Consider the following 12,381-nt stretch of genomic DNA (forward strand, 5'->3'; position numbering starts at 1 on the left):
TGGCGTGATTTTTAAGGAACAGGATGAGTTCCGGTTTGTTTCACCTCACACACGGTCAGCACCTTATCCAGCACCGTAAACTTTATCTCGAATCCGGCGAATTCGAGGCCGTAAATCCGTTGGGGATCCTTTTGATAGGAGGGCCTGGGATCATGGGCCAGTACCCTTACCAGGGCTTGGCGCCGCTGGGGCGGAATGCTGTTCAGCCATTGTTCAGGGAAATCCACCACCAATTCATGGTCGGCGAGAGGCTCGATGAATCCCCCTGTCGCCTCCGGGTGACAGTCCGTATAAGGAAGGTAGGGCTTAATATCGAAGATGGGCGTCTGATCCAGGAGATCGGCTCCTGATACATGGAGAATCGGCCCCAGCTCCGGATCGACTTCAATACTGTCCAGGCGGACGGAAGAGAGTCCCAGGGGGTTAGGCCGGAAGGGGGAGCGGGTGGCAAAGACACCCATGCGTTTGTTCCCCCCCAGCCGCGGCGGGCGCACCGTGGGCGACCAGGTGTCACGCAGGGCGGCGGAAAACTCCCAGATGAGCCAGATATGGGAAAACCCTTCCAAACCCCGCAGAGCGTCGGCATTGCGGTATTCCGGCTCGAAGACGACCGCTGCTTTCAGGTCATCAATCAGGCCGCTTTGCCGGGGAATTCCAAACTTGGTCGGAAAATCCGTGCGAATGCGGGCGATGATGTTTAGTTCTTTGGACATGATTCGTTTGCCCTCCAGTCTTTTTCAAGTAACTGTCCCTGCCATGGGGGTCAATTTTTTATAGAATTTAATCAGAGCATTCAGCATTTAACATTCATCATTCATCGCTTCAATAGCCTTACTCAAGTATCCATATAATTCATGAGTAAGACCATAATTCAAATGAGGATCATTATTCTCTGCGTGGAATTTATGGGCAGCATCAACAATGTCTTGATCGATATCAGAAAATGTCTTTAAAAAATCCTGCCAATAGGCAGCCAGCTCCTGGATATCATCACCATCAACAGGCTTATTTTCCTTCTTGCATGCCGCTAATCTGGCAATAAAATTTTGCCACTCCTTTTTCAGGTTTATTTCTTGTTCGATGGAAAAGGAGGAGTACAGGCTTTTCAGCTGAGCTATTTGTTCCTCTGTCAAATAGTTTTGGGAATGATGCTGAGCCATTTCAATCAGAGCTACCATATCTGCCAAGGATGGGGAACTTTCAGCCTTCAGCTTTTTTTGAACCTCAACCAATCAATTGTACAGGGCTTGCTGCAACTCAAGCGCTTCGGCAGCTTTTTCCACCTGAAGATTAATTAAAACTAAGGGATCCGGATCTATTGAGGATGTCATCTTCCCTATTTCTTCTAAGCTGAAGCCGAAATTTTTCAAGGTGATGATCTGGTAAAGTCTTTTCACATCGTTTTCGTTGTAAAGACGATGACCGGAGGCCGTCATCTGACTGGGAATCAGCAACCCTATCTGGTGGTAATAGTGCAGGGTTCATACCGTAACTCCGCATAAATTGGCTAAATCACCTATCTTAATGAGGAATTCTTCCATCAGGCGCTCCTCCCTTTTCATTTTAGCAGAGATACAATATCTTTGGCAGCATACACAATATTTTTTACCACAACCACTGCAGGCTGTCGCTTTCATCATAGCTTCTCCCCTTTCGTCGCCTCCCATTATATAACCTGACGTAAGGTAAGGTACAAGTTCCTTCCTTAAACTTCCATATATTGCATAAGCCGGGGTATGACAACTATAGCACAGCTTTCGTGCCGACAGTTGCTGACAGTTATAAAACAAGCATGGCAACGGCTGAGCAAAGGTGATCAAATAAGGAGCTGCCTTCAGCGACAGCTCCCATCTTTTAGTCTATAAGCATGAATCGTTTAATAGTTTTCTTTTCTTACTTCAAAATAACTCTGGGAATACTTACATACCGGGCAAACATCGGGGGCTTTCCTGCCCATGACAAGATGCCCGCAGATACGGCATTCCCACATGGCTTCTTCCCCTTTGGCAAAGACCTGCTGCATCTCCACGTTTTTCAGCAAGGCACGGTATCTTTCTTCATGGGCTTTCTCGATAGCACCCACTTTGCGGAATCTTGCCGCTAAATCCTTGAACCCTTCCGCTTCAGCATCCTTGGCAAAGCGGTCGTACATATCCGTCCATTCATAGTTTTCCCCTTCAGCCGCATGCAAAAGGTTTTCGGCGGTCCTGCCCAGATTGCCCAGCTCTTCATACCAGATGCGGGCATGTTCCTGCTCATTCCTTGCCGTATGCAAAAAGAGTTCGGCAATTTGATCGTATCCCTCTCTTTGGGCTATGGCGGCGAAATAAGTATATTTATTTCTGGCCTGGCTTTCTCCGGCAAAGGCGTCCAGAAGATTTTTCTCTGTTTTGGTGCCGGCGTAAGGATTGCCTGCACTCCCCTTCTCTTCTACCAGTTGAAATACGGAAGCGGGTTGTTTACAGATTGGACATTTAAAGTCCGCGGTTAATTCTCCTTCATGAAGGTAACCACAAATTGAACAACGATAGTGAGTCATTTTTTTCTCCTCCTGCCCTTTTTCCTGATTGGTTTTCAGTTTCGCTAATAATCTTGCCGCCGCTTCCCTGGGAAAATCCTCTCCTTGGGGGCTGTCCAGCAAGGATTGAAGAAAATCCTGAATGTTGACGCTCTGGGGCAGCAGATACCCGGCTTCACGCAGAATATCTTCGGCCATGAGCCGGTTGGAGGCGCTTAAGGCTTCGGCAAACTGCCGCAAAATCGGGCTGCCTGATCGCTCCGCCACTTGGGCCGCGATCTTTTCCTGTTTGGTTTTACTTGCCGATAAAGATAACATGGCTCTTTTTACCGAAGCGGATTTTTCTTGTTGAGGAGGATACACATCAGGTACAAAGGATATGGCGTGGGATGGGCAGGCGTCGACGCAGGCCCGGCATCCGTCCAGACATTTGGCTGGATCAATCTGACCTGTTTCTGTATCGGTTGCTCCTGTCGGGCAAACATAAAGACACAGGCAATCCTTGGTACAGAGATTGATATTTCTAACTGCAGGCATAGTTCGCTTACCCCCTTTTCACCTCAGTAATCTTCTTCCTGGGAACTTTGCACACCGGACAGATCTCAGGCGCTTCCTCACCTATGTAGACGAAACCACAAATTTCACAAACATAGACATGGGTGTTTGCCAATAAGGCCTCTCCTTGTTTGTCATAGCGATTGAGAAGAGAGTTGAGGATTCTGGTTACTTTTTCTCCCCAGACAAGAGCCCTGAGAGCCCCCCGGTCGGCTGCCCGGGCCGCAACACCATTGACATGGGGATAAGCGGAATTCAAATCCTCTTCAATAAGTGCCATGAGATCCTTTAAGCTGCCTTCTTCTGCCAGGCTGTTCCTGCTGTTGTAGTACTCTGCCAATTGGTTAAACAGATCGGCTTCTTCATTCCGATATTGCTTTTCACACCCTTTGGCCAGGTTTGAGCATAAAGCACTCAGTTCACCGAAGGATAACTCCCGCATATCCTCTCCATCATGCTCGTCACTTAACTCCTGGACAACGGTTGGAGCACCGCTTTGCTCCTGGAAGTCGGATTTTGTTGCACCACATAGGGGACATTCCCATCCCTCAGGTACATCCGCCCACAGGGTGCCTGGAGCAATCCCTCTCTCAGGGTCCCCGGCGGCTTCATCATAGATATACCCGCATATAGAACATGCAAGCTTTCTCAAATTCCATACCCCCTTCAGCTACTTTATAATAATTATAAACTAGACAAAGCGATATTTCCAGTAATTTATTTATTTTTTTAAATTAATATCGTTTATATTTATTAAATGAAATCCTTTAAGTTTATCTCAACAAAGGACAATACTTTTGTATCCTTTCATTCTGAGCTGTTGATGTTCTGATGATGTCCTGATGGTGTCGGTGTTGCAGTTCCATTTTTTGTGCAGAAATGGTACACTGATTTTTGAGAATCCGATATTACTTTTCTTATGCGAGGTGACAAGCATGCGTTATGGCCCTGATCCCAATGCCATCCATCCCAACGAAGCTATTAAAAGCCTTTGCTATATCAAAAATGTCATTACCCGTCCCAATATCATGGTGGGGGATTATACCTATTATGATGATGATCAGGGGCCGGAAAAGTTCGAAGACCATGTGACACATCACTATGAGTTTTTGGGAGATAAGCTGATCATCGGCAAATTCTGTGCTATTGCCAAAGGAATAGAATTTGTCATGAACGGGGCAAACCACCGGATGTCTTCCGTCACTACCTATCCTTTTAACATCATGGGAAACGGCTGGGAGATCGCAATGCCTTCTTTAGCGGACTTGCCCTTTAAGGGGGACACGGTAGTCGGCAATGATGTCTGGATTGGACAGAATGTTACGGTCATGCCCGGCGTACATATCGGCGACGGCGCGGTTATCGCAGCCAACAGCGTCGTGGTAAAAGATGTTCCCCCTTACCATATCGCCGGCGGGAATCCGGGCAAGCTCATCAAAAAACGGTTCAGCGACGATCTGATAGACTATCTGCTGGACTTGAAGTGGTGGGATTGGCCGGCTGAGAAACTATTCCGCAATCTTGATGTTCTTTGCAGCTCTGATCTGGAAAGAATCAAGACGGTAAAAGATTTGTGATTTCTGCTCCGCTGGCGTAAGCTCCTTTTTGGCACATTGGAGGAAAAATAATAGACAAAGAAAATATATCAACTCAATAAACTGTGCCCTGTAATATATGTAAACTTAATTTACTGAAGGGGATATTATGTTAAGTCCGAAAGAAGCAGAAAGAGAGCTGTCAATAGCTGCACAACTCAATCCAGGACCCTGGATAAAACATAGCATGTCTGTTGGTTTGAATGCTAAATTCATTGCAGATAACATTGATATATTAGATAGCAATCAAGCTTATGTTATGGGATTATTGCATGATATTGGCCGCAGAGAAGGCATAAAATCAATTATGCACACGATTGACGGGTATAATTATATGATGAGTTTAAACCAAAAGGAGATTGCCAGAATATGTTTAACTCATTCATATCCGATACAAGATGTAACTACGTTTTTTGGAAAATTTGATTGCACAGAAGAGCAGAAGGCTTTCTTGTCGTGCTTTATAAAGAATGCAATATATGATGATTATGACCGATTAATACAACTGTGTGACGCAATATCATTGCCAAATGGTGCCTGTATAATGGAGAAAAGACTAATTGATGTGGCATTAAGACATGGTTTAACAGGTTTCACTATTGATAAATGGAAGGCATTTTTAGAGTTAAAAAATTATTTTGATAGATTGTGTGATTGCAATATATACACGCTATTACCAAATGTTGTAGAAAACTCTTATGATAGTTTGCTGTAAATCCCAATTATCTCATCACACAAATCCTGCCCTATCATTTTTGTTTTTCTACCTTGTTTTATCCTCCGAACAACGCTCGGGGGCACTAAATATTCCCTGGCGTTCAGAACGATACCGCGAGCCATTGACTTAATCTGAAATTTGTATATTATGGGTTTATTACGCGTATATTACGCACAGAAAATTAGACTTTTTACAAGCAATTAAACCCTTGAAAAGCCTGAAATATACTTTATTTTACTTTCACCGTTTTTTAATCCCATTTTAATTTTCAGCAAACGATCCTTAAAGTTTTTTGGGTTAGAATTCAAACATAGCCAGTTGAAATACCAAAAAACAAGGAGGAACCCATGATGACACTTTTAGAAAAAGTAGAAAAACTATGCTCAATGGGCAATATAACTTTTGAAGAGGCTAAAGCTGCTCTGGATGCCGCTAACGGTGATCTGCTGGACGCCATCATCTATCTGGAAAAGCAAGGCAAAATCCACGCCCCTGCCGGCGGTGGTTATTACAACAGTGAAAAAACCGTCGATGCCCATGTGGTCTCCTATCAGGCCAAGGATTGGAAACACCAGAATCATGGCAGCGACAAGGAGAATCCTTTCCTTTCTTTCTGCAAGGACGCCTGGAACCTTTTCGTAAAACTTCTGCGCAAGGGCAACGCGAATTCCTTTGAAGTGCTCCACGGTAAGGAAGTGAAGGGCTCAGTTCCCATCACGGCTCTGGTCCTGCTTCTGATCTTCGCCTTTTGGGTGACCATTCCCCTGATGGTGATCGGATTGTTCTTCGGCTTCCGTTATCGTTTTGTGGGAACCGATATTAAAGGCACCACAATCAATGATGCCATGGACAGCGCCGCCGACGCCGCTGAAAACCTCAAAAAGTCCATGGATAAATAATATTTTTGCAAAGGGTGGGACTTCCCTTGAACCAATCAATCCTGATTATTGAGGATGAAGAAAAAATTGCCCGCTTTGTGGAGCTTGAGCTTGGTTATGAAGGATATAATGTAACCAAGGCCTTTGATGGCCGGACGGGACTTGAGCTGGCGGAAACCGGCCGGTTTGACTTAATCCTGCTTGATGTTATGCTGCCTAAATTAAACGGTACAGAGGTTCTGCGGAGAATCCGCCGGACCTCTGCCGTCCCCATCATCATGCTCACAGCCCGGGACAGTGTCATGGACAAGGTTTCCGGTCTGGACAGCGGGGCCAATGATTATATCACCAAACCTTTTGCCATCGAGGAACTGCTGGCCCGTATCCGCAACGCCCTGAGAAACACGGCCCCCCTATCCTCTACAGAGGTCCTCTCTGCTTCCGGTCTGGAGCTCGATGCCGACCGCCGTACCGTGACCATGAGGGGCAAGCCCGTTGATTTAACCAAACGGGAATTCGATCTCTTGCACTTTCTCCTGAAAAACAAAGGAATCGTCCTCTCCCGGGAATCCCTTCTGGAAAATGTCTGGGGCTTTGATTTTGCGGGAGACACCAATGCTGTGGACGTCTACATACGCTTTCTCCGCGGAAAAATTGACGAAGTGTTCAATCTTAAATTTATTCACACCGTCAGAGGAGTAGGATATGTGATTAAAGATGACCAATAAATCCCCAACCCGTCCTCCTGGCCGCATTCGTAACAAAATGCGGTTTTCCATCGTCTGGAAACTGAATATCAAGCTCTTCTTTCGGTTGTTTTGGATATTTATAAATCTGAACATCTGTCTTATTCTTGTATCCGCATTCGGGCTGTTTATCCATGCTGAACAGACTATAGGAACAGTTGCTGAAAAGCTGACTCAGGCAGGACCGCCGCTGCCTCTGGAGGTAGACGACTGGCTTGACCTTACCCCAATCCGTATTGAGCCTAGTGCCGCAGAACCGGAGGGTTTTCACATTCCTTCAGGCATACAGGCTTACCTTCCTTCTCTGACCGCCCAGCAGATCAGGAGTATTGACCTGCCTCCCCGGGGAGAAGGTCTGGGGATGTGGGGACGCATTCAGCAGGTAAGCTATAATGTGGCCCTGCCCATGGACGACAGTTTTTATCTTCTCTCCTACCGCCCTGTGCAGACGATCAGGATTTTAGCGGCTATGTTCGGGATTATGCTCTTGATCGAAGGGCTCAGCTTGCTCAGAAGCATTTCTTCCAGTGCCAGGGTCATCCGCCACACTCTTCAGCCTATCGAGCAATTGGCTGAAACAGCCCGGAGCTTAAGCCATGAAGGGGTTTTTTCACCGGAACAGCTCAAGGATTTGGCAGGCAAATTGGATGATATCAATGCCACACATTTGGATACACGCATTTCCGTGGACGAAACCCAGAGCGAGCTGCAAAGCCTGGCCGCGGCTATCAATGGTATGCTGGACCGCATCAACGAATCCTACCGCTCCCAGGCGCGTTTTGTCTCCGATGCCTCCCATGAACTCAGGACCCCAATCTCCGTGATTCAAGGCTATGCCAACCTGTTGGACCGCTGGGGTAAAAAGGATGAAAAAACACTCCAGGAATCCATCGATGCCATCAAAAATGAGACTGCCCATATGAAAACCCTGGTAGAACAGCTCCTGTTTCTCGCCCGGGGAGACAACAACACTATGGCTCTGCAAATCGAGTCCTTTGAATTATCCTCCCTCGCCCAGGAGATTCTGCGGGAAACCCAAATGATCGATGGGGGTCACGAATACTCCTCTATACTTACTCCCGTTTACATCAAGGGGGATAAGGGCCTGATTAAGCAAGCCACCCGGATCCTCATGGACAATGCTATGAAATATACCCCTGCCGGAAAGCAGATCACCCTCTCTGTTTCCAGCAAGGATAACTTGGCCCGCCTCACGGTTCAGGACGAAGGAATCGGCATTGAACCGGAAGCGGTTCCTTTGATTTTCGATCGGTTCTTCCGCACCGATGAGTCCCGCACCCGGGCCACCGGCGGCTCAGGGCTGGGCCTGGCCATTGCCAAGTGGATTACGGAGCGGCACGGCGGGCACCTGGAGGTTCTCAGCCGGCTGGAAGTCGGCACCCGGATCTCCATCGTTCTGCCCATGGTCCCGGAAGGGGAAGTTCACAAAGGGTAAATATGAAGCGGCCTTATTCCACTTTTTATCGTGAAATATAGGCCGCTTCTTTAAGCAAAAGAAACCGCTCACCACTGTGATAACGACTTCTTTATACCTTAAAAATTCTTTTTTCGGCCTCACATTATACTGCCGATGCATTACTTTTTAAAGGCTTAATGGTTTATAAATGTATCTGTATCGGTTCTATTTTCACCCCGATATCCAGGGGCTTGGCACTGAAGAGGCTTGTTGTGACGATGCCGTCCACCCCGGTTTCCGCATAATCCTTGACATTGCTTTCGTTGATGCCGCCGGCAGCCAAAGCAACTACATGAGGAAATTCCGTTCTTAAATGCTTCACCGCATTTTTAAGTTCTGTGCTCTTTATTTTCTCGAACTGAATCCCATCCACGCCGGCCTGGCAAAGGCTGACCGCCTGTTCCAAAGACCCTGTTTCCACGATGATCTTCTTTTCGCAGCATTCCCCTTTGACCTCCGGCAGCTTTTTCAGCAAAGCTTCAAACCCACCGATCATATTCATATGCTGCTTGAAAATCAGGATGGTTTCGGAAATACCCAGTCTGTGAGGCAGAGCACCTCCCACCATAATAGACTTGGTGGTCAGGGATTTGGTACCGGGAAATCCTTTGCGGGTGGTCAGAACAGCTACCTTGGGGTTAATGCTTTTCGCATCATCCACCATTCTTCGTGTCTTGGTGGCGATTCCTGAGCAATGATCCAAAATGTTCTGCCCCACCTTCCAGGCCATATTCAGATCCTCGGCTCTTCCTTTCCCGGAGATCAACACTTCCCCTTGTTTGACCTGCTGGCCGGAGGGGATGAAGCGGTCCGTCTCGATATGCAAATGATCGAAAATCTGCCTGACTTCCTCAGTTCCGCACACTACGGCCTCATCTCTGGTAAAATAAGCGATGCTCCCCTGCTGTTCCCTGATTCCCAAGGTCCAGCTGGTCAGGTCAATATAAGGAACATCTTCCTTGAGCCAACGGTCTATTTCATCACGAGTTAAGTACAGCATAGTGAAACCTCCTCATAATAATGATTTATTCTCCGCTCAGCCCCAAAAACTGATTAACTTCCTCATCGTTGTCTTGGACAAAGAGTTCCGTGCTCCGGCGGATACGTTTCAATTCCCCTTTGATCATGATGCCGATCCGGTCCGCCATGCTCTGGGCTTCCTTAAAGTCATGGGTTACAAAGAGAATGGTACAGCCAAAAAGCCGGTGGATTTCTTTCACCTGTCGGTACATGGTTTCCTTGGTAGCCGGGTCCAGGGAAGAAAAGGGCTCATCCAGCAAGAGAATCCTGGGGTTCAGGACAAGGGCCCTGGCGATGGCCGTCCTTTGCCGTTCCCCGCCGCTTAGGGTTCCGGGGTACTGTTTTAGAATCGAGCTGATGGCGAGAATTTCCGCCATCCGGTTTACCTCATCCTTGATGGTCTGCTTTTCCTTCTTTTGCATTCTCAACCCATACCCAATATTGTCGGCTACCGTCATGTGAGGAAATAAGCCAAAGTCCTGGTACACGAAACCAATGCCCCTTTTCTCCAGAGGAACCTCGGCGATATCCTGACCCTGGATATACACTTGCCCGGAGCGGCCCCGATAAAAACCTGCGATAGATTCCAAAAGCACGGTTTTTCCTGAACCGGTTTTCCCTAAGACTCCGAAAATTTCCCCCTCATGGATCATCAAATTGATGGGCTGCAATTTAAATTTTCCTAATTCAAGGGAGTAGTCCCTGATTTCAACAAGTGGGTTCACTGCCAATACACGTCCTTCATCCGGCTTGCCTGAAGGTTTTTTCCCTCCAAGCGGCTTGTTGCAAAAAGCGATACAAAAGAAATGAGCAGGATGATGATGGCGGAAGCCATCGCCGCTCCGATATCCCCTGTGGCCATATTCAGATAGATGCTGGCCGGTAAGGTTTCCGTCTTCATTCTGGTCGCGCCGACGACCATTAATGTGGCGCCGAATTCGCCGAGGCCCCTGGACCAGACCAGAATAATGGCGGAGATCACCGCATTGCGGGCCAGCGGCAAGGTGATCGTCACAAATCTTTGCCATCGGGAAGCACCCAGCATTCCGGCAATGATCTCCAGCCGTTCATCCAGTTCTGCAAAGGCTGTCTTGATCAAACGGATCATGTAGGGCAGATTGACGATGATCTGTGCCATAATGATCCCGTTTTTATCAAATACCACCCTGAAACCCATATCTCTCAGTGCTTTGCCGAATTCCGAGGAGAAGATGAGCAGCAGACACAAGCCCAGGACCAAATAGGGCATGGATAAAGGCAGCTCAATAATAATCTGGGCTATTTTCTTAAAGGGAAAGGAGCCCCTCGTCAGTGAGTACGCGGTGGGCACAGCAAGCACAAAGCAAACAAAAGTCGAGATGCTGGCTGTATTCAGGCTTAATTTCACCGCAAACCTCACTTCTTCTGAGAAAAAGGCTTCCCCAAGGTATGGGAAGCCTTTAATAAGAATAGACAAGATTGCCGCAGAAATAAAGGCAACAACACTCAGTGTCACAGCAGCAGTCAAAACATCGAACAGACTATACAGGGAAAGCTTCTTTTTCATGGCAACCTCTTAAACCCTTAGTTTACCACTTCATATCCGTATTTCTCCCAGATGCTTTTGGCTTGATCAGTATCAAGGAATTTCAGCAGGGCTGCGGTGGTCTCCGTATTCTTGCTGAAGCTCAACGTGGCTGCCGGAATTTTTTTGATCTGGGTGTCCAAATCCGTGGTATTGACGATCTCGATCCCTGACCCGCTGACATTTTCTTTCCAGACGATAATAGCATCGCATTGGTCAACAGATAGGGCTGTGATCATTTCCGGTGCGGTAGCCGTTCTGGCAATGACATTGACCTCTGCCAGCACGCCTAAATCGGTGAGGGCTTTATTGGCAATTTTGCCGATGGGTGTAGCCTCCGCATCCCCCAGGACAACTTCCACATCTTCTTTCGTCAGATCCTTCAGTCCGGCGATCTTCAGGGGATTGCCGCTTTTGACGGCCAGGACGGGAATATGTTTGACAAGCTCTTTGCTGGCGGCCACAACATCTTTGACGGGATTAAGCTCTTCCACAGAACCGGCTATAAAGAGATCCCCTTCCTGAGTGGTCTTGATTTGGGTCTGGATTTGGGCCGCATTGGCGTAGGCCACTTCAACTTCAACCCCGCTCTCTGCTTTGAAGGCTTCGGCAATTTCACCAAAAGGCTTGGTCATTCCCGCCCCACAGTATACGAAAAGGGGTTTCCCGCTCAAGGATTCCGCTGGGCCTGCCTGACCCCCGGGAACCTCTGCCGGCTTGCTGCTGCAAGCTGTCAGAAAAATCAAGGCCAGGCACAAAACGCTGACGATTGCCAGGTACTTATGGTTTTTTAACATTTCTTCTCACCTCTTCTTACCTTTTAAATTAACATAACATAACTAAACATAAAAATAAATACTTAAATTTTATTTATATTTTTATTGAGTTACATCCGGTTTATTGGCTCTTTGCCGTTCACAGCGAAGCCCTGCACCAGAACTGCTTCCCTTACTTTTTCCCCCTTCTTCTCCTCTAAGGCCTCTACGGAACCCTTGGTCACCCAAAGCAAAAACCATAGCAAAAGCGCACTTTCGCTCACAATCGAAAATGCGCCTAAAATCCCATCATTCTGGGTCTTTGCACCTTTCTTTCCTGAGGCATCCCAGACAGAATACCCCTTTGCGGGAGGCCGGTACATTTCTATGCCGACCCTGTGAGCCTTTGCTCAGATCGCCCCCGCATAGCATGGCTTTAGCGGGAAACGATTCGAAAGATTTCACTATTCTGTTGGGTTTCTATTCAATGGATTATGACACAGCCGCTCATAACATAAATAATTACAACAGGAATGGTTATAAACCTAACAAACT

General features: G+C 47.3%; 16 protein-coding genes and 1 riboswitch. Of the genes, 5 read left to right on the forward strand and 11 right to left on the reverse strand.

Annotated features, from left to right (window positions below):
• Positions 1-11: 11 nt before the first annotated feature.
• The 6 genes from tsaA to DESLBE_RS05645 all read right to left on the reverse strand — a co-directional run bounded on the left by tsaA (position 12) and on the right by DESLBE_RS05645 (position 3,725).
• On the reverse strand, positions 12-713 hold the full coding sequence (gene tsaA, locus DESLBE_RS05630) for a tRNA (N6-threonylcarbamoyladenosine(37)-N6)-methyltransferase TrmO (protein WP_144675595.1): 702 nt from the start codon (positions 711-713) through the stop codon (positions 12-14).
• An 87-nt stretch (positions 714-800) separates the two neighbouring features.
• A complete protein-coding gene (locus DESLBE_RS26900; protein ID WP_243131388.1) occupies positions 801-1,178 on the reverse strand; it encodes a TipAS antibiotic-recognition domain-containing protein in 378 nt (125 codons plus the stop codon).
• A gap of 54 nt (positions 1,179-1,232) precedes the next feature.
• Positions 1,233-1,478: a MerR family transcriptional regulator gene (locus DESLBE_RS26905; protein WP_282433896.1), complete on the reverse strand. Its 246-nt coding sequence runs from the start codon at positions 1,476-1,478 to the stop codon at positions 1,233-1,235.
• 3 nt (positions 1,479-1,481) lie between these two features.
• The gene (locus tag DESLBE_RS26910; protein ID WP_243131238.1) at positions 1,482-1,640 is read right to left on the reverse strand and encodes a hypothetical protein; all 159 of its coding nucleotides are present in this window, start codon (positions 1,638-1,640) and stop codon (positions 1,482-1,484) included.
• A 236-nt stretch (positions 1,641-1,876) separates the two neighbouring features.
• Entirely contained in the window at positions 1,877-3,055 is a 1,179-nt protein-coding gene (gene rbr, locus DESLBE_RS26915; RefSeq protein ID WP_172625379.1) for a rubrerythrin, read from the reverse strand.
• 7 nt (positions 3,056-3,062) lie between these two features.
• On the reverse strand, positions 3,063-3,725 hold the full coding sequence (locus tag DESLBE_RS05645) for a rubredoxin (protein WP_144675597.1): 663 nt from the start codon (positions 3,723-3,725) through the stop codon (positions 3,063-3,065).
• A 283-nt stretch (positions 3,726-4,008) separates the two neighbouring features.
• On the opposite strand from DESLBE_RS05645, the gene DESLBE_RS05650 reads away from it, so the two are divergent.
• The 5 genes from DESLBE_RS05650 (at position 4,009) to DESLBE_RS05670 (ending at position 8,466) form a co-directional block, all read left to right on the forward strand.
• On the forward strand, positions 4,009-4,650 hold the full coding sequence (locus DESLBE_RS05650) for a Vat family streptogramin A O-acetyltransferase (protein WP_144675599.1): 642 nt from the start codon (positions 4,009-4,011) through the stop codon (positions 4,648-4,650).
• Positions 4,651-4,777: 127 nt separating this feature from the next.
• Positions 4,778-5,383 (forward strand): HD domain-containing protein, encoded by a 606-nt coding sequence (locus DESLBE_RS05655; protein WP_144675602.1) that lies wholly within the window; start codon positions 4,778-4,780, stop codon positions 5,381-5,383.
• Between the two features lie 350 nt (positions 5,384-5,733).
• Positions 5,734-6,285: a hypothetical protein gene (locus DESLBE_RS05660; protein ID WP_011459532.1), complete on the forward strand. Its 552-nt coding sequence runs from the start codon at positions 5,734-5,736 to the stop codon at positions 6,283-6,285.
• A gap of 26 nt (positions 6,286-6,311) precedes the next feature.
• Positions 6,312-6,992: a response regulator transcription factor gene (locus DESLBE_RS05665; protein WP_041272297.1), complete on the forward strand. Its 681-nt coding sequence runs from the start codon at positions 6,312-6,314 to the stop codon at positions 6,990-6,992.
• Entirely contained in the window at positions 6,982-8,466 is a 1,485-nt protein-coding gene (locus tag DESLBE_RS05670; RefSeq protein ID WP_144675603.1) for a HAMP domain-containing sensor histidine kinase, read from the forward strand. Before DESLBE_RS05665 ends, DESLBE_RS05670 begins: the two co-directional genes overlap by 11 nt.
• 163 nt (positions 8,467-8,629) lie before the next feature.
• Here the strand turns inward: DESLBE_RS05670 and modD are convergent, their stop codons facing one another.
• The 5 genes from modD to DESLBE_RS26505 all read right to left on the reverse strand — a co-directional run bounded on the left by modD (position 8,630) and on the right by DESLBE_RS26505 (position 12,110).
• Positions 8,630-9,487 (reverse strand): ModD protein, encoded by an 858-nt coding sequence (gene modD / locus DESLBE_RS05675; protein WP_144675605.1) that lies wholly within the window; start codon positions 9,485-9,487, stop codon positions 8,630-8,632.
• Positions 9,488-9,512: 25 nt separating this feature from the next.
• Entirely contained in the window at positions 9,513-10,238 is a 726-nt protein-coding gene (locus DESLBE_RS05680; RefSeq protein WP_144675607.1) for an ATP-binding cassette domain-containing protein, read from the reverse strand.
• Complete coding sequence (locus DESLBE_RS05685; RefSeq protein WP_144675609.1) at positions 10,229-11,053, reverse strand: ABC transporter permease; 825 nt, start codon at positions 11,051-11,053, stop codon at positions 10,229-10,231. Before DESLBE_RS05685 ends, DESLBE_RS05680 begins: the two co-directional genes overlap by 10 nt.
• A 17-nt stretch (positions 11,054-11,070) precedes the next feature.
• The gene (modA, locus tag DESLBE_RS05690; protein WP_144675611.1) at positions 11,071-11,868 is read right to left on the reverse strand and encodes a molybdate ABC transporter substrate-binding protein; all 798 of its coding nucleotides are present in this window, start codon (positions 11,866-11,868) and stop codon (positions 11,071-11,073) included.
• Between the two features lie 89 nt (positions 11,869-11,957).
• The gene (locus DESLBE_RS26505; RefSeq protein ID WP_172625380.1) at positions 11,958-12,110 is read right to left on the reverse strand and encodes a hypothetical protein; all 153 of its coding nucleotides are present in this window, start codon (positions 12,108-12,110) and stop codon (positions 11,958-11,960) included.
• A 43-nt stretch (positions 12,111-12,153) separates the two neighbouring features.
• Positions 12,154-12,285, reverse strand: a riboswitch (molybdenum cofactor riboswitch).
• Positions 12,286-12,381 lie beyond the last annotated feature (96 nt).

It is taken from the genome of Desulfitobacterium sp. LBE (assembly GCF_007830365.1).
Lineage (GTDB): Bacteria > Bacillota > Desulfitobacteriia > Desulfitobacteriales > Desulfitobacteriaceae > Desulfitobacterium > Desulfitobacterium hafniense.